Origin of the sequence: Pseudarthrobacter albicanus, assembly GCF_018224015.1 — a bacterium.
GTDB classification, from domain to species: Bacteria; Actinomycetota; Actinomycetes; order Actinomycetales; family Micrococcaceae; genus Arthrobacter; species Arthrobacter albicanus.
On the sequence record NZ_JAGPOT010000017.1, the window covers coordinates 20,378 to 40,221 of the forward strand.

General features: G+C 65.7%; 23 protein-coding genes and 1 pseudogene. 12 read left to right on the top strand and 12 right to left on the bottom strand.

Annotation, left to right across the window (positions count from 1 at the left end; all coding sequences use genetic code 11):
* The 4 genes from J9611_RS05535 to J9611_RS05550 all read left to right on the top strand — a co-directional run bounded on the left by J9611_RS05535 (nt 1) and on the right by J9611_RS05550 (nt 3,442).
* On the top strand, nt 1–1,176 hold the full coding sequence (locus tag J9611_RS05535; protein ID WP_211878417.1) for an efflux RND transporter periplasmic adaptor subunit: 1,176 nt from the start codon (nt 1–3) through the stop codon (nt 1,174–1,176).
* Nucleotides 1,177–1,187: 11 nt separating this feature from the next.
* Nucleotides 1,188–1,886 carry an ABC transporter ATP-binding protein gene (locus tag J9611_RS05540; protein WP_211878498.1) on the top strand — a complete coding sequence of 233 codons (699 nt, stop codon included), beginning with the start codon at nt 1,188–1,190 and terminating at the stop codon, nt 1,884–1,886.
* Complete coding sequence (locus J9611_RS05545) at nt 1,883–3,076, top strand: ABC transporter permease (RefSeq protein ID WP_211878419.1); 1,194 nt, start codon at nt 1,883–1,885, stop codon at nt 3,074–3,076. The genes J9611_RS05540 and J9611_RS05545 overlap by 4 nt, the downstream gene beginning before the upstream one ends.
* 63 nt (nt 3,077–3,139) lie before the next feature.
* Nucleotides 3,140–3,442 (top strand): hypothetical protein, encoded by a 303-nt coding sequence (locus tag J9611_RS05550; protein WP_211878421.1) that lies wholly within the window; start codon nt 3,140–3,142, stop codon nt 3,440–3,442.
* A gap of 167 nt (nt 3,443–3,609) precedes the next feature.
* Here the strand turns inward: J9611_RS05550 and J9611_RS05555 are convergent, their stop codons facing one another.
* The 3 genes from J9611_RS05555 to J9611_RS05565 all read right to left on the bottom strand — a co-directional run bounded on the left by J9611_RS05555 (nt 3,610) and on the right by J9611_RS05565 (nt 6,796).
* Nucleotides 3,610–4,251 (bottom strand): ScbR family autoregulator-binding transcription factor, encoded by a 642-nt coding sequence (locus J9611_RS05555; protein WP_211878424.1) that lies wholly within the window; start codon nt 4,249–4,251, stop codon nt 3,610–3,612.
* Nucleotides 4,252–4,352: 101 nt separating this feature from the next.
* Nucleotides 4,353–5,345, bottom strand: a complete 993-nt coding sequence (locus J9611_RS05560; RefSeq protein ID WP_211878425.1) for a hypothetical protein — start codon at nt 5,343–5,345, stop codon at nt 4,353–4,355.
* Nucleotides 5,342–6,796, bottom strand: a complete 1,455-nt coding sequence (locus J9611_RS05565; protein ID WP_211878427.1) for a glycosyltransferase 87 family protein — start codon at nt 6,794–6,796, stop codon at nt 5,342–5,344. Before J9611_RS05565 ends, J9611_RS05560 begins: the two co-directional genes overlap by 4 nt.
* A 454-nt stretch (nt 6,797–7,250) precedes the next feature.
* Here J9611_RS05565 and J9611_RS05570 point away from each other — a divergent pair, with 454 nt between their 5' ends.
* The gene (locus tag J9611_RS05570; protein WP_211878429.1) at nt 7,251–7,871 is read left to right on the top strand and encodes a PASTA domain-containing protein; all 621 of its coding nucleotides are present in this window, start codon (nt 7,251–7,253) and stop codon (nt 7,869–7,871) included.
* A 58-nt stretch (nt 7,872–7,929) separates the two neighbouring features.
* Here J9611_RS05570 and J9611_RS05575 read toward each other — a convergent pair whose 3' ends face one another.
* From J9611_RS05575 to J9611_RS05605, 7 genes and pseudogenes are all read right to left on the bottom strand, one after another.
* Nucleotides 7,930–8,772 (bottom strand): amino acid ABC transporter permease, encoded by an 843-nt coding sequence (locus tag J9611_RS05575; RefSeq protein WP_211878431.1) that lies wholly within the window; start codon nt 8,770–8,772, stop codon nt 7,930–7,932.
* Nucleotides 8,769–9,416: an amino acid ABC transporter permease gene (locus tag J9611_RS05580; RefSeq protein ID WP_211878433.1), complete on the bottom strand. Its 648-nt coding sequence runs from the start codon at nt 9,414–9,416 to the stop codon at nt 8,769–8,771. Before J9611_RS05580 ends, J9611_RS05575 begins: the two co-directional genes overlap by 4 nt.
* A 10-nt stretch (nt 9,417–9,426) precedes the next feature.
* Nucleotides 9,427–10,407 carry a glutamate ABC transporter substrate-binding protein gene (locus J9611_RS05585; protein ID WP_211878435.1) on the bottom strand — a complete coding sequence of 327 codons (981 nt, stop codon included), beginning with the start codon at nt 10,405–10,407 and terminating at the stop codon, nt 9,427–9,429.
* A 125-nt stretch (nt 10,408–10,532) separates the two neighbouring features.
* Nucleotides 10,533–11,270, bottom strand: a complete 738-nt coding sequence (locus tag J9611_RS05590; RefSeq protein ID WP_211878437.1) for a polysaccharide deacetylase family protein — start codon at nt 11,268–11,270, stop codon at nt 10,533–10,535.
* Nucleotides 11,271–11,489: 219 nt separating this feature from the next.
* Complete coding sequence (locus tag J9611_RS05595) at nt 11,490–11,801, bottom strand: thioredoxin family protein (RefSeq protein WP_211878439.1); 312 nt, start codon at nt 11,799–11,801, stop codon at nt 11,490–11,492.
* A 585-nt stretch (nt 11,802–12,386) separates the two neighbouring features.
* On the bottom strand, nt 12,387–12,731 hold the full coding sequence (locus tag J9611_RS05600; protein WP_211878441.1) for a hypothetical protein: 345 nt from the start codon (nt 12,729–12,731) through the stop codon (nt 12,387–12,389).
* Between the two features lie 189 nt (nt 12,732–12,920).
* Nucleotides 12,921–13,141: pseudogene (locus J9611_RS05605) on the bottom strand (transposase); the annotation flags it as partial.
* A gap of 101 nt (nt 13,142–13,242) precedes the next feature.
* Between J9611_RS05605 and J9611_RS05610 the strand changes: the two are divergent.
* The 6 genes from J9611_RS05610 (at nt 13,243) to J9611_RS05635 (ending at nt 17,802) form a co-directional block, all read left to right on the top strand.
* On the top strand, nt 13,243–13,740 hold the full coding sequence (locus tag J9611_RS05610; RefSeq protein ID WP_307857028.1) for an SRPBCC family protein: 498 nt from the start codon (nt 13,243–13,245) through the stop codon (nt 13,738–13,740).
* Nucleotides 13,741–13,748: 8 nt separating this feature from the next.
* Entirely contained in the window at nt 13,749–14,099 is a 351-nt protein-coding gene (locus J9611_RS05615) for an ArsR/SmtB family transcription factor (RefSeq protein WP_307857029.1), read from the top strand.
* Nucleotides 14,100–14,102: 3 nt separating this feature from the next.
* Entirely contained in the window at nt 14,103–14,546 is a 444-nt protein-coding gene (locus J9611_RS05620) for an SRPBCC family protein (protein ID WP_211878445.1), read from the top strand.
* A 321-nt stretch (nt 14,547–14,867) separates the two neighbouring features.
* A complete protein-coding gene (locus J9611_RS05625; RefSeq protein ID WP_211878446.1) occupies nt 14,868–16,451 on the top strand; it encodes an ISL3 family transposase in 1,584 nt (527 codons plus the stop codon).
* Nucleotides 16,452–16,646: 195 nt separating this feature from the next.
* Nucleotides 16,647–16,952 carry an EthD family reductase gene (locus J9611_RS05630; protein WP_211878448.1) on the top strand — a complete coding sequence of 102 codons (306 nt, stop codon included), beginning with the start codon at nt 16,647–16,649 and terminating at the stop codon, nt 16,950–16,952.
* A gap of 466 nt (nt 16,953–17,418) precedes the next feature.
* Nucleotides 17,419–17,802, top strand: a complete 384-nt coding sequence (locus tag J9611_RS05635; RefSeq protein WP_246527416.1) for a hypothetical protein — start codon at nt 17,419–17,421, stop codon at nt 17,800–17,802.
* A gap of 40 nt (nt 17,803–17,842) precedes the next feature.
* On the opposite strand, the gene J9611_RS21735 is transcribed toward J9611_RS05635, so the two are convergent.
* Both J9611_RS21735 and J9611_RS22695 read right to left on the bottom strand, forming a co-directional pair.
* Nucleotides 17,843–17,992 carry a low affinity iron permease family protein gene (locus J9611_RS21735; RefSeq protein ID WP_307857032.1) on the bottom strand — a complete coding sequence of 50 codons (150 nt, stop codon included), beginning with the start codon at nt 17,990–17,992 and terminating at the stop codon, nt 17,843–17,845.
* Between the two features lie 312 nt (nt 17,993–18,304).
* Nucleotides 18,305–18,718 (bottom strand): GGDEF domain-containing protein, encoded by a 414-nt coding sequence (locus J9611_RS22695; protein WP_372447764.1) that lies wholly within the window; start codon nt 18,716–18,718, stop codon nt 18,305–18,307.
* 31 nt (nt 18,719–18,749) lie between these two features.
* Between J9611_RS22695 and J9611_RS05645 the strand changes: the two genes are divergently transcribed.
* The gene (locus J9611_RS05645) at nt 18,750–19,661 is read left to right on the top strand and encodes an NADP-dependent oxidoreductase (protein ID WP_307857030.1); all 912 of its coding nucleotides are present in this window, start codon (nt 18,750–18,752) and stop codon (nt 19,659–19,661) included.
* The last annotated feature ends 183 nt before the right edge of the window (nt 19,662–19,844 follow it).

A 19,844-nucleotide genomic window follows, 5' to 3' on the forward strand; every position in this document is an offset into this window, starting at 1 on the left:
ATGAGGATTTTCAGGCGTGTCGTCATGCCGGTGGCATGGCTGGCCGTGTTCGCCGTCATAGCAGTGGCCTTGGTCAAGATTGCGTTCGTCGACGGAATGAAGCCGGAGCAGGCCCTGGCCGGTCCGGCGGCCGAAGTCGCCGTTCCCGTCATCCAGGCAACGCGGGCCACCGTGACCAATAAAGTCCAGGTCACGGCAACTGTGCAAAGTGACGCGCCGGTCGGCGTCCGGAACACGGCTGCCGGAGTGGTGACACACATTTATTTGGCCGCGGGGACCAACGTGAACTCCGGGGAACGGCTGTTTCAGGTCCGTGCCGAAGTTCAGCCTGAGCCCACTGCGCGGGTCGCTTCCGAGCCGACGGCGGCCACGGGACAGCCGGGCGGCGCAGCCGCCGCGCAGGTCCGGCCGGTTGCTTCCCCCACCTATACGTATACAGATGTGCTGGCTCCGGCTTCGGGTGTTCTGGAGACCCTGACGGTGCTCATCGACCAGCAGGTGAGCGTGGGCGAGGCTGCCGGAACGGTCAACCCCGGGACCTTCACGGTCAGCGGTTCGGTCGACGCCGCACAACAGTACCGGCTGTTGGCCAAACCCGGATCCGCGCAGATTTCCGTGGTGGGCGGCCCGGCTCCCTTTACCTGTGCCTCCGTGGTGTTGACGAGCGCCGCCGGCGCTCAAGGCAATGCCACCGGGGGTCTTTCCGGCGGTGTGAGCCGCTCGGTCCCCTACGCCGCGAGCCCCGTGCCTGGTGGCGGTATCCCCGAGCAGGGTGGAACGCCCACCGGAACGCTCAGCTGCGCCGTCCCGCCTGAGGTTGAGGTTTTTGCGGGACTGGGCGCCACAATGACCGTCACAGCCGGCGAGGCCGCCGATGTCATCACCGTGCCGCTCACGGCCGTGGAGGGCAGTGTCAAGGAAGGCCTGGTCTGGTTGGCCGGGTCGGGCACGGCTCCCGAGCCCGGCGGCAATGGCGCCAATGGTCCTGCCGGCGGTCCGGCCGGCGGGCCGCAGCAACGGAAGGTCCAGCTGGGCCTCAACGACGGCTCCATGGTCGAGGTCGTCTCCGGCCTGGCCGAAGGGGAAGCCGTCCTTGAGTTCATTCCCGGTGCCCCGGCACAGGTGCCAACGGGACCGCAGTTCGCCGGGCCCGGCTCGTACCGGACCGGAGGCTGACCGTGGAGGAACTGGTGTCCCTCAAAGGCGTGACGCGGACCGTCCTGCTGCCGGACGACCAGGAACTGCACATTCTTCGCGGCGTCGACCTCGCTGTTCACAGTGGTGACCACACCGCGGTGATCGGACGATCCGGGTGCGGAAAGTCAACCTTGCTCAACCTGCTCGGGCTGCTGGACCTCCCCACCAGTGGTGAACTCACGTTCCAGGGAACGCCCGTGCGGCAGCTCCACAGCAACGCCCGGGCAAAACTGAGGGGCGAGGCGGTGGGTTTCGTTTTCCAGCAATTCAACCTGCTGCCTGGCCGCACCGCCCTGGACAACGTGGTCACGCCCCTGCTCTATGCCCGCGGCCCTGCATTCTGGCGGCGCCGGGAAATCGCCATGGACATCCTGGACCGTGTCGGCCTTGCCCGGCGTGCACAGACCTTGCCCAACATGCTCTCCGGCGGGGAACAGCAAAGAGTCGCGATAGCACGGGCCCTGGTCCGCCGGCCGCGCCTGATCCTGGCGGACGAACCGACCGGCGCCCTCGACGTGGACACCGGGCAGTCCGTCATGGCCCTGCTCGACACTGTGGCGACGGAATCGGGTGCCGCCCTCATCACCATCACCCATGACGTGAATGTCGCCGCCCTGGCGCGGGCCTGCTACCGGTTGGAATCGGGTGTTCTCACCCCGGCCGCCATCCCGGCGGGGGTGACGGCATGACCGGAATAATTTCGGCCCTCGTGGAAGCCTGGCAGGAACTGCGGATCAACAAGACCCGGATCCTCCTGGCACTGCTGGGAGTGGCGCTTTCGGTCGCGGCCCTGACCTCGGTGGTGGGCCTTGGAAATCTGGCGCGTGAAGGCTTCAAAGCGGCCTCCGAGCGCAACGGCGGACGCTCCGCAACCCTGGGCATCGGAGTCTACGGTCCCACCCAGCCGGATCCGCAGAAACTCGAGGACGCCTACCGGGGCATCATCGACCGCTACGGAATCGCGCATTACACCCATGTGACCCAAGCCCAGCAGGGATTCCAGTTCCCCCGCGGCGTGCAGCAGGTGCAGCTCCAGGTCGTGGATCCGGGCTACGGCGTCATTCACCGGCTGGAGGTCAGCCAAGGAAGCTGGTTTGCGGCCGACGACGAAAAACGGCTCGCCCCGGCACTTGTCGTGTCAGAGGCGTTCTACGACGCCGCCGGGCGGCCAAACCTGGTCACAAACCCGACGGTGAAGCTGGCGGGCGGCCGGGCAACAACCGCGGTGATGATCGGGGTGGTTCCTGACCTGTACCCGGAGATGCCGCCGTCGGCGTATATGCTGACGGGCGCCGCGGAACGGGCGGGGGCTGCCGGGATCGGCGGGGCAGGACCTGGGCAGTTCAAATTCTGGGTCCAGGACGGCCAGGCCGAAACGCTCAAGGCCGCCGTCACGTCAGATCTCCAACGGCAGTTCCCGGGCATGCAGGCGCAGGTCGACCGGATGGACTACGCGAGCCAGGGCGATCCCTTCGCCACGGTCGAGCTCGCCGTAGGCGGCATCGCCGGACTGGTCCTGCTCCTGGGCGCGGTCGGAATGCTGAACATTTCCATGGTCACCGTGCGGTACCGCGTGCGCGAAATCGGCATCCGCCGAAGCTTTGGGGCCACGTCCCGGCGTATTTTCCTTGGCGTCATGATGGAATCCGTGGTGGCGACGGCGGTGGCCGGGATCGTCGGCGTGATGCTCTCCGTCGCCGTCGTCAAAAACCCCTGGATCCAGTCCAAGATCGCGCCGGGCCTGACTGAATATCCTGCCTTTCCGGTTGAAGCTGCCATGCTGGGCCTGGGATCGGCGGTACTGGTCGGTGCACTGGCCGGAGCAATACCTGCCCTCGTGGCAGTCCGGATCAAGGTGATCGACGCCATCCGCTTCTAGCAACTAGCCCATGGCGGGCGGCCTCTCCCCCGCCGCCCTTGATCACATCGAAAGGCTGACCCCATGCAACCCGACCTCGGCCAGCACGCGGCCAACGAACACGCGGACCTTGCAAAATCACTGCTGGCAGCTGCCGAAACCGCCCTTGCACAACGCCCGGGCAGCACGGAACTCCAAATCGAACTCGCCCAGGCCCACGCCACCCTGGCCCTCGCCCTCGAAACCCGCGCAGCAGCCTACGACACCCGCACCGCCGCCTACGTCGCATACTTGGCAACCCTGTCCACCGGACCCCACGCGGACAAGCAGCACGCCGCCATCGTGGAGAAACTGGTCCGCGACCGGCTCGGCTTCGAACGCGCCTGACCGGCCGCCTGCCGGCAGGCGGAAGGACCGCTGTGCCGACGCCCCCAATGACTACGTCGGCACAGCTGCCGGCTTACCGTGCCCGGCGGCCGCTCCCGGTAAAAGACCCGCCAGCGCCCAGCCAAGAGTAAACGGTCGACGTCGGAAAAACAATCCGGTTACCCGGTTTATGCGCTTTCTGTGGCAACCAGTCCGGACAGGGCCTGCGGGTCCTCGTCGGCATCTTCATGCATGATCCCGGGCAGCAGGATGGCCCACATCTCCTCGATCCGCTGCATGACGTCGGCGCGGCCGGCCAGGACACCGGAGACCATCTGGACCCCGGTGAACGACGCCACCAGGTATCTGGCAAGTGCCGCGGAGCCAACGGAGGACCGTACCTGCTTTTCTTCCTTGGCCCGGTCGGCCAGCTGTTCCATGGCAGCGATCCAGTCCTCGTACGGCTTTTGCACGGGCTGGCCGAATGCTGTCGCTTCCAGCGTGAGACGGATGCCTGCCCGGACAACCGGCTCGTGCACCAGCTGGAGCCCGAACGCGCGGCACATCAGGATCATGGTCGCCAGGGCAGGCCGGTGCTCGGCGAGGATCCCTTCGCTCTCCGCGACGACGATGCGGTGCTGCTCCTCGATCACGGCCCTGGCCAGATCTTCCTTGGACTGGAAGTGGAAGTAGAGCGCCCCCTTGGTCACCCTGGCCGCATTGGATACCTGGGCCAGACTGGCACTGCCGTAGCCGTGCTCCTCAAAGACCGCTGCCGCCCCGGCAATGATCGCCTCCCGCGTTGCCCTTGCCCGATCCTGAAGGACCATAATGAACCTCAACTCTGGTATTCGGCATGTTTCCCGGACCCGCATTCATTCCGTCCATTTTCGATCCTAGCAAGACGGACGACCGGTCCGGTTCCAGGCCTCTAGTAGGTCAGAAGCGGTGTGACCCTGATGGTGTCTGCGGTGATGTCGAGGCGGGTGGTGAAGCTGAAATCCACCTTTTCGTCCAGGGGAAACTCCGCGCCGGTGAAGAGGTCGATCTGGCGTCCGGTGACCCTGGCCTTGCCGTCAAGCGGGGCAACCACCCAGCGCCCGCCGAAGGGCTCGATGCTGATTTCGGGGTACGTACTGACTGCCCACTGGATGGTGCCGGGAACGACGCGGTTAGTGGTGACGTGATAGAACGGGCAGTCCGGCTGAAGCCTTTGCTCTTTGCTCGCTTCGGCGGCGCAAACGTCCAGGTATTCGCTGGTCATCGTCCCGACGTCGGCCTTCAGCTTCTCCGTGGCAACAGTCAGCAGAGTAAGCCCGGCGGAGGGCGCGGCAGCCGAAGATACCGTGCCACGGCGGGCCGGGGCGGCGAAGTGTTCGCCGATCAGGGTGGCCTCATACTCGCCCGGGTAGAACACGGCAAAGGAATTCCTGCCATCAGGCAGGTTCACCGGGATCCCGTTGACAGTGGCCTGGACGGCATTGACGACGGTGACGTCCACGGTGGGCAGCTGCGCGGGCACGAAGGCCCAGGTGCTGAAGAACAGCCACTGGGTTCCGGTCTTCGCCAGAAGGAATTCGGTGCGCAGCGGGCTGCCGCCGATGCTGTACTCCATGGGCACCGTGACCTGGTTTCCGGGGCGCTCCTGGGCGTCCCCGATTTTCACGTTCTCGATCCGTGACGCGGCGGTCTGCAGCGCCGTCCCGTCCAGCATGGCGGCATTGCCGGGCGGGACTGTGGCGTGCAGCAGTCCCAGCGCCTTTCCGCCCTGGCCATTTTGCAGGGCGCCCAGGTAGTCGCGGACGGGCTGCTGCGGGCCGGCGATGGTGCTGTTGACGAGGCCGACGGCAAGAACGGCTGCGGCGATGGCCAGCATCAGGCACAACAGCCATCCGGCGGCAATCTTCACCATTGCGTGGCTCATCTGCGCCTACGGGACAGCGGATCTTCCGGACTTCTGAACCATCCGAGGGGCGGCAAGACCGGCGATACCTTGGCCGGGGAGCTGTCCCCGTGGAGCTGGAAGGCCGGTGCCAGGGATCCGCGGCGCAGCACGACGAGCCAGCAGGCCAGGATGGCCAGGGCGCAGAAGACGCCGGCGCTGGAGGCCATGATCCAGGGCCCGGGCGTCTGGATGTCCAGGTTTTCCGCGCCCAGGGCGGTGCCGATGGTCTTCGGCGGGAGCAGGAACACGAGCACCGAGATGCCCACCACCCCGCCCGTCAGCCAGCGCGTGATCCGGTACCGGGCCGGCGTCCCGCGCAGGGTCCAGGCGAAGGCGGGAAGCACGGCGGCGACCCAGACCCGGTGGTGGGCCCAGGAGACGGGGCTGATCAGCAGCATGGTGAGCGCCGTCGTCGAGATGGCGATGACCCGGGCGCCCTGGTCGCTGGCGGTCTTGATGATCACGGCGGCCAGCACCACCACCAGCAGGCTCAGCACCAGCCAGGGGGCGGGGGCGGGGGCGGGGGCGGCGGTCTCGGGGACGCCGAAGTGCAGCAGTGTGCCTTTGATGGACAGGTTGTCCACGTAGCCGGCGCCGCCGATCCGGGACGTGTCGGGCAGGACTTCCAGCCAGAACTGCAGGGATTCGGCGGGGCGCAGCAGGAACCCGGTCAGTACGGTGGAGGCGAAGCCGGCGCCCATGTTCAGCAGTCCGCGCCAGTCCTTGCGCATCAGGAAGTAGAGGCCGAAGACCAGCGGCGTGAGCTTGATGCCGGCCGCGACGCCGACCAGGAAGCCGCTGCCGGGCAGGGCCCGGGTCCAGCGCGGGTGGCGTGCCAGCAGGTCCGCGGCCATCAGGCCCATCAGCAGGATGTTGATCTGGCCGAAAGCCAGCGTCTCGCGCCACGGGCCAAGGTTCAGCACGGCCAGGACCAGCAGGAGGGCAGCCCAGCGGGCGCCGGTGGAGCGGAAGGCGCTGCGCCAGTCCGACTTGGCGTTCCAGTAGCGGACTGCGCGGACGGCAACCCAGACCGCCACGACGGCCCCGGCGGTGTTGAAGAGGTTCAGGGCGAGCTTTTCCGGAAGCCGGGCCAGCAGGCTGAAGAGCAGCGCGGCGAACGGCGGGTAGGTGAACGGCAGCCCCGGTCCGCCGGCCCCGGCGACGGAGGATCCGTAGAGGTCCGACGCCGCCGGGCCGGCCCCGTTGAGGATCTTGCCGCCGTGCCAGTAGACGCTGAAGTCGACACCCTGCTTGGACCAGACGCCGAGCCAGACGGCCACCAGGGCCACCACCCCGGCAAGGGCCAACGGCGCAGCCAGCCGGGTGGCGAGCGGAAGCAGGTCGGCCGGGCGGCGCCCCGGCCTGCGGTCCGGCCCGCGGCCCGGCCGGCCCCAGGTCCGTCCGGACCGGTTCGGACTGGTGTCCGGCATGGCCCCAAGAGAGGGCCCCGCAGGCGGGGGTGCGTTTCTTCGGTGTCGAGCAGTGACATTCGCGTATCCCCCAACTTTGACTGCCGATGTCGGCACGTTCTCGAAAGCATCCGGGCCGGCCGGTCTTTATTAAACCGGGCAACCGTCTTGTTACATCCTACCGAAGCCGGCTAAAGACGCCGTGTCCGGCGGCGCGCCGTGACCGCCCGTCTTTGTCTTTGCGACCATGCCGTGTCTCTTGACGGCGGCTCCCAGTGGATGGAGACCGGGCAGTTCCTATGTATTGCCCGCGCACCCCGCGCATTTTCTCCGGGATTACACTGGGGCCAACAGGGGCGGAGCCACACCGTGAATTCTCAAGAGCGAATATTGCAGGTCGCGGCCGGTGTCGGACTGGTGATCATCCTGGCACCTCTTTCTGCCGCTTCTTTGGACAGACGGCTTTCCTATCCGGATGTTCTCCCTCTCATTGGTCCTCGTCGGGTTCGGCACCGGCATGGCCGGCATGTCCATCAGCAGGCTCCTGGCCGCCGGAAGCCGGGCCAGGGAGTTCACCTTCATCGGCGGCGGCATGATGGGGATGGCGATGGTGGTTATCGGCCTATTAATCACTGAGCGCGACTGGAGGGGCCGACGAACGGTGCCGTATTGCCGGTGTGCTGCAACGGGGCGGACAATACCGACAGGAGGAAAAATGCCGAACAAGCCCGACGACCAGCGAGCCGCGGACCTCGTCACTGTCCCCGACGTTGTGGGGGAACCCTTCCTCAAAGCGCGGAACATAGCGCAGGCCGCTGGCCTGACCCTGGCGAGTCCGGACCCGGACGGGCCACCAATAGGCGCGATCGTATGGCCCAACAATCCGACCGTTCAGAGCCAGTTCCCCGTGCCCGGCAGCGTTTTGTGCCGGCATGATTCGCTTCGGGTCTGGCTGCGCTCGGACCTTGAGCCAGATTTGGCCCGGAAGCTCGAGGATCCGCCGCCTTCGGTTGATTGGGCTCATGCCACGCCGGAACTCCCGGTTCAAACCGTCGAACTCGCCAACGACAGCCCGGCGGACGAAACGGCCCCATGAAGGTGCCCGCCGAAGCCGGCCTGCTGGATCTCGACAAAGGCTGTTGACCGGCCGCCGCCTACCCGAATCCCGCTTCCAGGGCTTCCTGTCCGATCCGGGCTGCCCGCCCGGACATGCGGCGTTCCAGGTACCGCGCCAGGTGGGAGATGAAGACGTTGGTGACCACGTAGACCGCGGCGATGATCAGGTACGTCTGGATCAGGTGGTTGGTGTAGGCCGTGAGATTGTTGGAGGTCTTCATCAGCTCCGGATAGCTGACGGCGTAGCCCAGGGTGGTGTCTTTGAGCAGGACCACCAGTTGGGCCACCATGGAGGGCACCACGATTCTGACCGCCTGCGGAAGCACGACGCTGCGCATGACCTGGCCCCGGGACAGGCCCACGCTCAGCCCGGCCTCGCTCTGACCGGCGGGAAGGGCCTTGATGCCGGCCCGGAAGATCTCGGCCATCACCGCCGAACTGCACAGGGTGATGGGGATGACCAGCTTCCAGAAGATATCCGGGTTGATCCCGTATTGCGGGAGTCCGCTGACGAAGATGTAGACCACCAGCAGCAGCGGAACGGAGCGGAAGAACTCGATCCAGCCCGTGGCGAGCCGCCGAAGGGGTGTGCGCACCGACAGCCGGCCGAGGGCGAGGACCAGTCCCAGCGGCAAGGCAAAGACCGCGGACGCCGCCGCGGCGGTGACCGTGTTGCCCAGGCCGGCCAGCAGGAAGATCAGGTACGGCCCCTGGGTGAATTCAACCCAGCGGTCGGCCGCGAGCTGGCCCGCCTGCCCGAAGCGCAGGAGAACCACGGCAGCGAGGCCGGCGATGCCGAGCAGGCTGAGCACGGTGAGGATCCGGATCCGGCGTCGGGCCCTCGGGCCGGCGGCGTCGAAGAGACTGTCTACCGTACTCATCGTTGGACCCTCAGCCGTTCTTCCAGCCGCGCTCCCAGTCCGCCGGCCAGCAGTGAAATGACCACATAGGCGACGGCGGCCAACAGGTAGGTGGTCAGTCCCAGGGCTGCTTCGTTATTGATCTCCGAAACCTGCAGGGTGAGGTCCTTCACCCCGATGACACCGGCCAGCGAGGAGCTGAGCAGGATGCCGATGAACACGTTGACGATCGGCTGGATCACGCTGCGGAAGGCCTGGGGAAACAGCACAAAGCGCAGCACTCCGAAAAAGTCCAGGCCGATGGAGCGGGCGGCCTCAACCTGGCCCACCGACACCGCATTGACGCCGGTCCTGATGGCCTCACAGGTGAACGCGCCGCCCAGCAGGATCATGGAGATGGCGGCGCAGCTGAACAGGTCGAACGTGATGCCGATGTCCGGGAGGCCGAAGGTCACCACCACCAGCAGGCTGATCAGCGGGATGTTGACGAAGAGGTCCACATACAGCCGCCCCACGGCGCGCAACGGCACGATGGGGCTCACCCGGCAGGCGGCCACGGCCGTTCCTACCACCAGCGAACCGAAGAAGGCGACGGCGGTCAGCCGTGCCGTCACCCAGAGGCCCGCCAGCAGCTCGTCGAGGTAGGTGGTGAGCAGCTGGTCCACCTGCTGCGCCTCAGGCGCCGATGGCAGGCGGCTTCGGCGGGTCTGTCTTCAGGACCTGGCCCACGGTGGCTTTCCACAGGGCATCCCAGGAGCCGTCGTCCTCCGCGGTCTTCAGCCACGCGTTGACGAAGGCCAGCGCATCCGAGCCCTTGTGCAGCCCGATTCCGTACTTGTCGCTGTTGCCGAACGTATCGCCGACGATCTTCACGTCCTTGTTCTTGGCCGCATTGGACAACAGGATGGATTGGTCGATCACGTAGGCCTCGACACGGCCCTGTTGAACGGCGGCGAGGCATTTGGGGTTGTCATCGAAGGTCTGCACGTTTGCTTCCGGGGCCACCTCTTTCAGCAGGGTGACACCGGTGGACGCGCTCTGCGTGGCGACCGTCTTGCCCGCGAGGTCCGCCACGGACTTGATGGAGGTGTTGTCCGCCTTCACCAGGATGGCTGATTTCGATTCGTAGTAGGGGCCGCCGAAATCCACCTTTTCGGCGCGCTTGGGGGTAATGGAGTAGGTGGCAAAGATGACGTCCACCGAGTTGTTCTGCAGCAGCGTCTCCCGCGTATCCACGGTGACCTGCGAAAGGTTCTCCCTGGGCTCACCGATGATGTACTTCGCGAGGAGCTGTGACAGGCCGGCGTCGAACCCTGCCACCTTGCCGGTGGCCGGATCCCGCAGCGAAAAGAGCGTGGAGGTATCCGTGCCGCCGCGCACCAGCTGCCCCTTGGCCTTGATGGCTTTTGCCCACTCGCTGGCCTGAACCACGGAGTCCGCGGCCACGGCCCCCTTGGCCAGCACGGCGTCGAAGGCTGCCAGATCCATGACCGAACCGCCCGCCGCCCCGCTGGCGCTGGCAGAGCCCGACGGCGCCGGCAGCGTGGGCGTACCCCCGCAGCCCGCGAGGGCACCGGCGCCGAAGGCTCCAAGCCCCAGCACAATCGCTCCCCGCCGGGTCAACAGCCGGGACGAAAACCTTTCAAGTTCTGACATGATCTGGTCCTCTGGTGGCCGGCGACACCCAACCGATCGCCGTCGTCGGTTCCAACCTACGACTGAATCCCCATCGAATTCGTGGACGCCACAAAAAACAGTCCCGGATCGTAACAAAGATCGTGTCAATTGATGTGGAACGTAGCGTAGCCGCGGTCGATCAGTGCCTGTCGGATGCCGGGCAGTGCTTCGAGGGTATGGGGACCGGTGCCGTGCATCAGGATGACCCCGCCGGGGTAGACACGCGGGGTTGTGGCGTCGCCGTACTTGACCCGCCCGATGATGGTCGCCGCCGTCGAGCCGTCCCAGTCCCGTGTGTCCACCGTCCAGAAGGCCGGGCGGCAGCCGGCCTGGGCGAGGGCGTCATAGACCCCGACGCTGAAGGCACCGGCGCCGTACGGTGGCCTGCATAGCTTGGGCGTGGTCGTGGGAATGACGCTGCCGTAGCGACGGACCTCATCCTTGATCTGGGCGGCGGTCATGCGCGAATAGTCGCCGTGGTCGTAGCTGTGGTTTGCCAGAAGTTGACCCGCCTGGACCAGCTGCGACGCGTACGTGGGATGCGCCAGCATGCACCGCCCGGTGAAGAAGAACATCGCCTGGATGTTGTAGGCCTTCAACCAGTTCTCCATCCCGGTGAGCCTCGCCTGCGTCGCGCAGTCATCAAACGTGAGACGGACCTTGGGCCCGGCGTAATACAGATGCGAGATGTTGTACTGCTCGGCGGCGGTGATAATCGAGACCCCGGGGAGGGGCGGCATCGCGTTGTCCGCGGCTTGCGACGGTGCCGGGGCAATCGTTAATCCCATGGCGGCCAGAGCGACGGCGACGATGGACCGGAAGAACGTCAGGTGTGGCATCATTTCCCTCCGCAAGGGAACCGGGCGAACAGGGCACCCCATGCACCATAGGTATAGGAGATTCATTGCCTAAATGCAACGGCTGGAATAAACCTCTTTGATCACCCGCAGCCGACGGCCCGATTCCCGGGACACGGGACCGCGCATCAGCCGCTCCCCTACCTGTCAGCTGTCAGTTTCCGCCGCTGCATGACTCTGCCGCAGCAGGAGCAAGTGCGGGCGTCAGAGTCCATTGTTCCTGAGGGCTTCCATTAGCTGATCAAGCGTAGGCAGGCCTGCGTAGCCGCTGGGGGTCATGTAGATCCGGCACGCCAAATCGCTCGTGGCGGCACCAGCGGGGAAGATGTCGGCTCCGTTGACGGTGATCGTCGGTGAACCGGCAAATCCGGTGTCCCTGATGTCTGATGGGGACTCCAGAAGCCGCACATGAACTGGAACGTCGGTTCGTCCCAAGGCGGTAAGGGCTGCTTCAAGTTGCTCGTGCGCTTTGGCCGAGTTGGGGCACTCGTCAATATGGAGCAGTTCTAGTCTCATGAAGTTATTGTCCTCGTCCGGCTGCTGGATGCGGTAACGCCGGCTGGCTGGGACAGGTTTGGATGGCCCGGTGGGGCGGTTGTCCCTGGCCCCACTTCGTGACTCGCCGGAGCGCTTGCGGCGGCTATTAGTGGCAGCAGGCCGCTGGCCCGGTCAGGGTTGGGCGCCTGAACGCCGGCCACAGGGACGCCCCTCCCTGTCGGATTCCTACAACGTCCCAAGGCCTGTCCACATCCTGGGAAGTGGAACGCCCAGGACTGGTCCTTCCAAATGTCAGTTTCCGAAGACGATTGCACGAATGTCCAAAGTCGCATGCACGGCCACTACCTGTCCGTATGGGGAACCCTCGCCGGACCTTTCCCGGACAGCCATGGGCGAATCACCACCCCACCTTCCACAGGGGATTCCTGGCGCCGGCTCGGGCGTGAAATGCGTCGCGGCCCGGTGCCCTTCGCGTGAAGGGTGCCGGGCCGCCGTCGTTTAACTCCGGTGTGTGATGTCTCGGGACATCGGTGACAGTTCGGCCTCAGGACATTGGTGACACTCGATGTCTCAGGACATCGGTGACGCTTCCCCGTGCATGGCTTATTTGCGGAAGCGGGTGCGGGCCTTGCTGATCCCCACGTATGCGGTGCCTTCGGGCGGCCAGAAGTACTCCGCAATGACCTCACCTTCGGTACTGGCGAACACGATGCCTTCAAGGTCCCAATCAGCGATGACGATTCGCCCACCCATCCGTTTGGTCAAAGAGAACAGGGTCCTGCCCATACTGACGACGCCGTTGGGATAGACCCGTAGCTTCTGGCTACCGGTGCCTGCCGGGTGGGCAATGCTGCCGCTGATTTTCTGGGACGGGTCGGTCTCCTGAGGTGTTGGTGCCGGCAACGCGGTGGTGGTGCGCCATGCTGTTTCCGTACCGGCGGCCACCACGGGTTCGGTAGCGCCCGGAAGCTGAGCCACCGGCCCCGGGCCCCGAGGCCCGGGAAGAACCGACACGGGGTTTCGGCACGGTTAAATCGCAGCTTGAAATGGCGGTTTTTGCCGTTCCGTTAGGGGAACGCTGAGCGGACGGTTCACCGACTCCAAGGGATGAGTGCAATTACAAGCGAAGCCAGGAGAAGCTAACTGTTGGTGACGGGCCATCTCCTCGCCCTGGTCCCAGGTCAGCGAGCCACGTAGGTGCGCGGGCAGGGTCATTATCGTGTTGACCAGCCCATCACGGACCTGCTCGGCATTGTGGCCCTCAGGTAGATGGACCAGCATTGTGTAGCGGGTGGTGCGCTCGACCAGGGTGGCAATCGCGGTCTTGTTGAGTTCCCCACGATCAGCTCGCCCTCCCAGCACGGCCGCGGTCACGCCGACCGAGGACGTGACGTTCAGCAGCTGAAGGAGATATGCGCAACCAGGGGTTGCGCATCTGATTTCCATGAACTACCGTGATGTGCAACCAAACATTGCAGGAAGCGGGACGACCATGGAGTACGGAAGCATCGAGCGCGAGATCCACGTGGATGCCTCTCCTGAGGTCGTCTTCGAGGTCGTCAGCAGTCCCGAGCACCTCAAGGAGTGGTGGCCGGACGAGGCGGAGATCGAGCCGGCGGCCGGCGCCACGGGCCGCATCGTCTTCCATCGCGCCGCACCCGAGGAGGCGCTGGTCGTTCCGATCATCGTCGTCGACGCCCAGCCGCCGCGCCGCTTCTCGTTCCGCTGGGTCTACGAGGCGGGAGCGGTGCCAGGGCCGAGCAACTCGCTGCTGGTGACCTTCGATCTCGAGCCGTCGGGGGAGGGGACCCGGGTGAGGATGACCGAGACCGGCTTCCGCGAGCGGGGCTGGGAGGCGGCCGTTCTGGAGCAGGCCTACCAGGAGCACAGCGAGGGTTGGGACTACTTCATCCCCCGCCTCGGTGAGTACGTCGCACGGCTGGTGTCGTCGTCATGACGGTCGCTGTGGACGACGACCTCTGGTCGGCGATCGGGGACCCCACGCGTCGGCGGATGCTCGACCTGCTCCTGGCCGATGGCGAGGGAACAGCCACGAGCCTCAGCGAGCACCTGCCGGTGACGCGTCAAGCGGTCGCGAAGCATCTCGGCGTGCTCGACCGCGCCGGCCTGGTCCACGTCACACCCGCCGGTCGCGAGATGCGCTACCGGGTCGACGACGCGCAGTTCGCCCGCGCGGTGGCCCAGCTGGCCGCGGTCGGGACGGCCTGGGACGCACGGCTGCGGCGCATCAAGCGGATCGCCGAGGCGATCCAGCGCACTCAAGACCAGACCAACCAAGACAAGACGAAGGAGTAGGACATGGTGGACATCCTCCACAGAATCGGCGTCAAGGACTCGTCCCCGGACAAGGTCTACGACGCGTTGACCACGCTCGACGGCCTGTCCGGCTGGTGGGCCAGCGACACGAAGGGATCCGTCGAGGTCGGCGGAGTGATCGAGTTCCGCTTCGAGCCGGGTGGCTTCGACATGCAGGTCGTCGAGCTCAAACCGGCAGAGCGCGTCCTCTGGCAGGTCGTCGACGGCCCGGCCGAGTGGATCGGCACGACGGTGAACTGGGAGATCAAGCAGGAAGGTGAGTACACCATCGTCCTGTTCAGCCACGTTGGCTGGAAGGAGCCGGTCGAGTTCATGCACCACTGCAGCACCAAGTGGGCCGTCTTCCTGATGAGCCTGAAGTCGCTTCTCGAGTCCGGCACCGGCAACCCGGAGCCGCGCGACGTCAAGATCAGCAACTGGCACTGACCTCGCTGCCACAGGGGACCCCTGCAGGGACATGGCGGATTCAAGGGGTCGTCGCAACACCGATCCGGTTTCTAGCCGGTGAGTAGACCACGCAAGACGCTAACCACAACGAAGCAACCAGGGCCCAAAACCCTCGTGGCTACATAACGGACAGCGGCTGGAGGACTAGAGATATCGACCGTTTTCGCTACAACCCAGGCCTTTCCGTGAGAAGGACTTGTGACTGTTAACTTGGTTTGGTTCTGGCATGAATTTCGTGAATGGTGCCGGATTGTCGCTGCGGTGGCATCGTTGCGACAGTGTGAGGATTTGCTGCGGGTGGTGTTCCCGCATTTAGACAGGGTGCTGGTGGAGCGGGTCCGCCGGGTGGGCGGGACGGTGCGGGTATCGGCCCGGACCCGTCCGGACAGTGCGTTCCCGTGCCCGGACTGCGGGGCGCTGTCGCGGCGGGCGCATAGCCGCTACCTGCGCCTGATCGCGGACACCGCTGTGGGCGGGCAACCGGTAGCCATCGAGGTGTCGGTGCGGCGCCTGTTCTGCGACGAGGCGGGCTGCCCCCGGTGTACCTTCTCCGAGCAGGTCAACGGCATGACTACCCGCTATGGGCGGCGCACCCCGGCGCTGGTGACGATGCTCCAGGCTGTCGGCCTGGCCCTGGCCGGGCGGGCCGGGTCCAGGCTCACCGCCGTCCTGGGTGCCACGGTGAGCAGGACAACCCTGCTCCGCCTGGTGATGCTGCTGGCCGCCCCCACTCCGGCCGGCGCGCCAAACGTGCTGGGGGTGGACGACTTCGCACTGCGCAAACGCGAGGTTTACGGAACGGTCCTGGTGGACTGCGGCTCCCGCCGTCCCATTGACCTGTTGCCGGACCGGCAGTCCAGCACCTTCGCCGGATGGCTGCGTGAGCACCCGGGCGCGCAGGTCATCTGCCGCGACCGGGCCGGGGCCTACGCGGAAGGCGCCCGCACCGGAGCGCCGGAAGCGGTGCAGGTCGCCGACCGCTGGCACCTGTGGCACAACTTGGGCGAGCATGTGGAAAAGGAGGTCGCCCGGCACCGGTTGTGCCTGCCCGGGCCCGGCGCGCAGCACGTCCCCGATGACCGTCAAAGGCCTTCCGGGGAGGTCGGCAAGGCGGCCGCCGACGCCCACGCCGCCAGCCATGTCCTTTCCGGGCGGACGCACGAGCGCTACCGGCGCGTGCACGAGCTCCTCGGGCAGGGCGCCAGCATGCAGGCAGCCGCCCGGGAGCTTGGCCTGGCCTACAACACGGTGCGCAAGTATGCGCGCGCCGACAGTGCGGACACGCTGACCGCCACGTCCTGGGCCCACCGGAGGACCATCCTCGATGCCTACAAGCCCTACATGCACCAGCGGCTGAGCGAGGGCCCGGCCAGCACCGCCGAGCTGCACCGGCAGATCACCGCGAGGGGTTACCGGGGCAGCTATGGCACGGTATTGGTCTACCTGCGCGCGCTCCGCGCCACCGGAATCGTCCCCTCGCCGGGTCCTGCGCCGCCGACAGCACGGCAAGTGGCTGGCTGGATCATGTCCGATCCCGACACTCTGGGCGAAGACGAGCGGGCCAGGCTCAAGGCCGTGCTGGCAAACTGCCCGGAGCTGGAGTCCACCACCGCGCACGTACGCGGCTTCGCCGCCATGCTCACCGAGCTGCACGGTGACCGGCTCCGGGACTGGCTGGGCAAGGTCTACATCGACACCTTGCCGAATCTGCATTCCTTCGCCAACGGCATCGACCGTGACCGGGACGCGGTCATCGCCGGACTGACCCTGCCCTACAGCTCCGGCGTCGTTGAAGGACACATCAACCGGATCAAGATGATCAAACGCCAGATGTTCGGCCGGGCCGGCTTCCAGCTCCTCCGACAAAGAGTCCTTCTCTCATGACCGCAACCACAACCAATTCACGAAATTCATGCCAGAACCCTTGGTTTGGCGGTTAAATCGCAGCTTCGATTGGCGGTTCCGTGGTCCCGTTTGGGGAACCTCGAACGGTCTTGGCCTTTTCCGCGGTTCGAACACGTCCGGATTCGGAAGCGGAAACCCATTGCTGGAGCGACGAGGCGGTGACAGCATGATGTGATGTTCTGTGCATCGGTTGTGTACCAGGCCCACGAGAATGGATCGTTTGATTTCAACTACTTCGCTGGACGGCATGCGCCGTTGTTCGCCCGCCTTCTGGGCGAGAACTGTGTGCGTTACGAGGTGCATCAGGGTTTGGACACTCCGGGTGCACCACCGGCGCCGTTCCTCGGTGCCGCATACTTCTGGGTCACCTCAGCTGAGGAATTCGGTGCAACGCTGGCCGAGCATGGCGAGGAACTCTACGCAGATATTCCCGAGTTCAGTGACCACCAGCCGGTACGCGGATGGGCCATGGTCGTGTAGGGCGTCCGGACACAAACGCCGGCGCGTCGAAGGTCCCTGAGAGAGCGGCTCGTTCCCGCCCGGAAGCCCGACGATTAGCGGGCACATAGAAGCGTGAATCCGCTCGCATCAAAGCTCTACGTCAGATGCCCCCGCAAGCGGGTCCCCCCCACCGCAACACCTCCCGGTCACTCCCCCGGCGGCCAAAATCCCATACAGATACTGGGATCTCAGATTCGTGTATACCCCGCCCGCAAAACTGTCCCGCTTAGGTAGCTCAACAGCTAGATTCAAGACAAGCCCCTTACGGCCGTCAGTCTCACAACGGGTCATACCCAGCGAAACACCTAATCTCATTATCAACGTCTCACATCCTTGACACACCTCAACCGGGAAGGGGCCGGGACCCATGCCAGTCGGGCGGCTTTCATGGTCCGGGTCCGCGCAGGACCCTGAGTGCCGCGAATTGTTGCGTACATCACAATTCATGCCTACGCTTGGCGGGGCTGCAGCGTCGCAGCCCCGCACGGAGGGCATAGGCATCATTAACGACAAGCTCAGCATCCTGGTCCGCGTCGATCTCGATTGTGCCCGGGCCCAGGTCGCAACCAAGGGCCACGTGACGTCCCGGAGCATTCAGGCCGTCTATGCGGTCATGAAACGCGCCAACGCACTGGTGGACGGGCTGGCCATGGAAATCGACATGACACACGCCCTGGTCGACCCGGCTGCTTTGGAGCAGCTGCACGCCTGCTCGCGGTCCCACCACCTGCCCGAGCACATTGATCCGTTCCAGGCCGAGTGCAGGCTCAGCATCCTGGCACCCGAGGATGGGCTGCCGCTCGCCGGAGCCATGAGTCGGGCAGCCTGACCTGCCCAAGGCCGTAACCGGCGGAGCGGGCCCGGCCAATTCAGGACATCATCAGTGACCGGCTGCCAGTGTCAGAGATGCCGAGCAGCGGTCCGGTGTGCGCCCGCACCAGCAGAATGGCCACGGCGACGGCGAATACCCAGACGTGCCCCAGCACCTTGGCGGTCCTGGTCGTAAAGCGCGTAAAGATATCCGGGCGATCAACTTTCCGGCGCCAGTCATGCCCACATCACCGCCGCAGCGGCGGTGAGTTCCCCGAAGGCTGCAGCCAGCGGCGGTGCACGGGGAAGCCGGTGAGACACGCACCCGGAACTGACAACCACCACGCGAGCCAGCCACCGGCCCCGCGGCTATCATGGCGCAGGAGGTAATACGTGACCCAGATCATGCTCGCGGGTGGAAAGGGCACGCTCGGACTCGGCGCCGACGGGATTCTTCATCTGGTGTGGGCTCCCGGTTCCATGCTCGAACTCCAAGACGCGGCGGAATCCGTGCTGGCTGTTCAGGGTCTCAGCTTCGGCCGGATGCTGCCACTGCTGATCGAAATTACCGACGTCCGCCTGACTCCGGCTGAGATCGTGAGAGAACCCACGCCCGGGAACGGAGCCGAGGCGATGGCCAACCTGGCCCGTTCGGCTGCCTGCAGCGCGCCCTCGCCGTTGGCTCCTGGAAGCAGCCAGACGAACTCCTCACCACCGAATCTGGCCATGAACTCGCCCTCTCTTCTGCCGGCTGTCCCGGATCTGCCCCGAGCACATGAGGGAAGACGGCCGTATATCACGACGGGGGAACCGAGTTGATGGCCGTTGCCGGAGAGTTCGATAAGCTGCGACGCCGGTACGTGATGTAGGGGCCGCATATTTCCGGAATACTTGCCCCGCCCAGCTGCGGTGGGCATTATGAGAAAAGCACTCATGCCGCGAACTCACACACACAGGGAGAATGCCGTGAAAGCTGTTCAGTTTGCCGAGTACGGCGGTCCGGACGTCCTCAAGGTCGTCGACGTCGAGGAGCCCCACGCCAACCCCGGCCAGGTCCGCATCGCCGTTCGTGCGGCGGGCGTGAATGCCTTCGACTGGAAGATTCGCAGCGGGGCGCTGGCAGCCTTCATGCCGATCGGTTTTCCTGCCGGGGTGGGGATGGACGCCTCGGGTGTCGTGGACGAGGTCGGTGATGGTGCCGAGGAGGTCGCCGTCGGCGACGAGGTCTTCGGCACCGCCACCACCGGTGCCGCGGCCCAGTACGCGGTGCTGGCTGAGTGGGCGAGGAAGCCGGAGAGTCTCTCCTTCGAAGAGGCTGCCGGATATCCGATGTCGACCGAAACGGCGCGCCGGGCGTTGAATCTGTTGCCCCTGGAGTCCGGTCAGACTCTCCTCGTCAACGGGGCCGCAGGCGGCGTGGGCCTGGCCGCAGTCCAGTTCGCCCTCGCCAGCGGAGCCACCGTGATTGGCACGGCCAGTGAAGGGAATCACGAGTATCTGCGCTCTCTGGGTGCGATCCCGACGACGTACGGCCCGGGTCTGGTCGGCCGTGTGCGGGAGCTTGCCACGCACGGCGTCGATGTCGCCTTCGACGCGGTGGGCTCCGGGGTCTTGCCGGAGCTTATTGAACTCACGGGCAGTGCCGGAAAGGTCATCACCATCGCCGACAACAGGGCCGCCGAGTATGGTGTGCGGTTCACCGGCGGCCAGGGCCCAGGCCATGCGCCGGAAGCACGCGCCGAAGCGGCAGCGTTGTTCGAGCAGGGAAAATTTCGGCTGCCGGTCGGGGAAACTTTTTCGCTGGAGAATGTCGCGGCCGCGCACGCGAAAAGCGAACAGGGCCACGTGCTCGGCAAATTCATCGTGACCGTCAGCTGACCCGGGACGCCTGGACCCGGCCACAATTTAGCTTGCTATTGGGCCGCGATTTAGTATGCGATTAAACCTTATTTCCTAATCGCCGGGCAGCAGGTCCGTCGTTCCCGGCGGGTGCCTTGGCCCGTCCCGGGCCCGGTGTCTGGGTTTCGGAGGACTGGCTGTAGTACCAGGGGTGGTGGGGTG

Coding starts and splice junctions, on each gene's coding strand:
- J9611_RS05535 (WP_211878417.1), top strand. CDS start 1: ATGAGGATTTTCAGGCGTGTCGTCATGCCGGTGGCATGGCTGGCCGTG.
- J9611_RS05545 (WP_211878419.1), top strand. CDS start 1,883: ATGACCGGAATAATTTCGGCCCTCGTGGAAGCCTGGCAGGAACTGCGG.
- J9611_RS05550 (WP_211878421.1), top strand. CDS start 3,140: ATGCAACCCGACCTCGGCCAGCACGCGGCCAACGAACACGCGGACCTT.
- J9611_RS05555 (WP_211878424.1), bottom strand. CDS start 4,251: ATGGTCCTTCAGGATCGGGCAAGGGCAACGCGGGAGGCGATCATTGCC.
- J9611_RS05560 (WP_211878425.1), bottom strand. CDS start 5,345: ATGAGCCACGCAATGGTGAAGATTGCCGCCGGATGGCTGTTGTGCCTG.
- J9611_RS05565 (WP_211878427.1), bottom strand. CDS start 6,796: ATGCCGGACACCAGTCCGAACCGGTCCGGACGGACCTGGGGCCGGCCG.
- J9611_RS05570 (WP_211878429.1), top strand. CDS start 7,251: ATGTTCTCCCTCTCATTGGTCCTCGTCGGGTTCGGCACCGGCATGGCC.
- J9611_RS05575 (WP_211878431.1), bottom strand. CDS start 8,772: ATGAGTACGGTAGACAGTCTCTTCGACGCCGCCGGCCCGAGGGCCCGA.
- J9611_RS05585 (WP_211878435.1), bottom strand. CDS start 10,407: ATGTCAGAACTTGAAAGGTTTTCGTCCCGGCTGTTGACCCGGCGGGGA.
- J9611_RS05590 (WP_211878437.1), bottom strand. CDS start 11,270: ATGATGCCACACCTGACGTTCTTCCGGTCCATCGTCGCCGTCGCTCTG.
- J9611_RS05595 (WP_211878439.1), bottom strand. CDS start 11,801: ATGAGACTAGAACTGCTCCATATTGACGAGTGCCCCAACTCGGCCAAA.
- J9611_RS05620 (WP_211878445.1), top strand. CDS start 14,103: ATGGTGGACATCCTCCACAGAATCGGCGTCAAGGACTCGTCCCCGGAC.
- J9611_RS05630 (WP_211878448.1), top strand. CDS start 16,647: ATGTTCTGTGCATCGGTTGTGTACCAGGCCCACGAGAATGGATCGTTT.
- J9611_RS05635 (WP_246527416.1), top strand. CDS start 17,419: ATGCCTACGCTTGGCGGGGCTGCAGCGTCGCAGCCCCGCACGGAGGGC.
- J9611_RS22695 (WP_372447764.1), bottom strand. CDS start 18,718: ATGAGTGCTTTTCTCATAATGCCCACCGCAGCTGGGCGGGGCAAGTAT.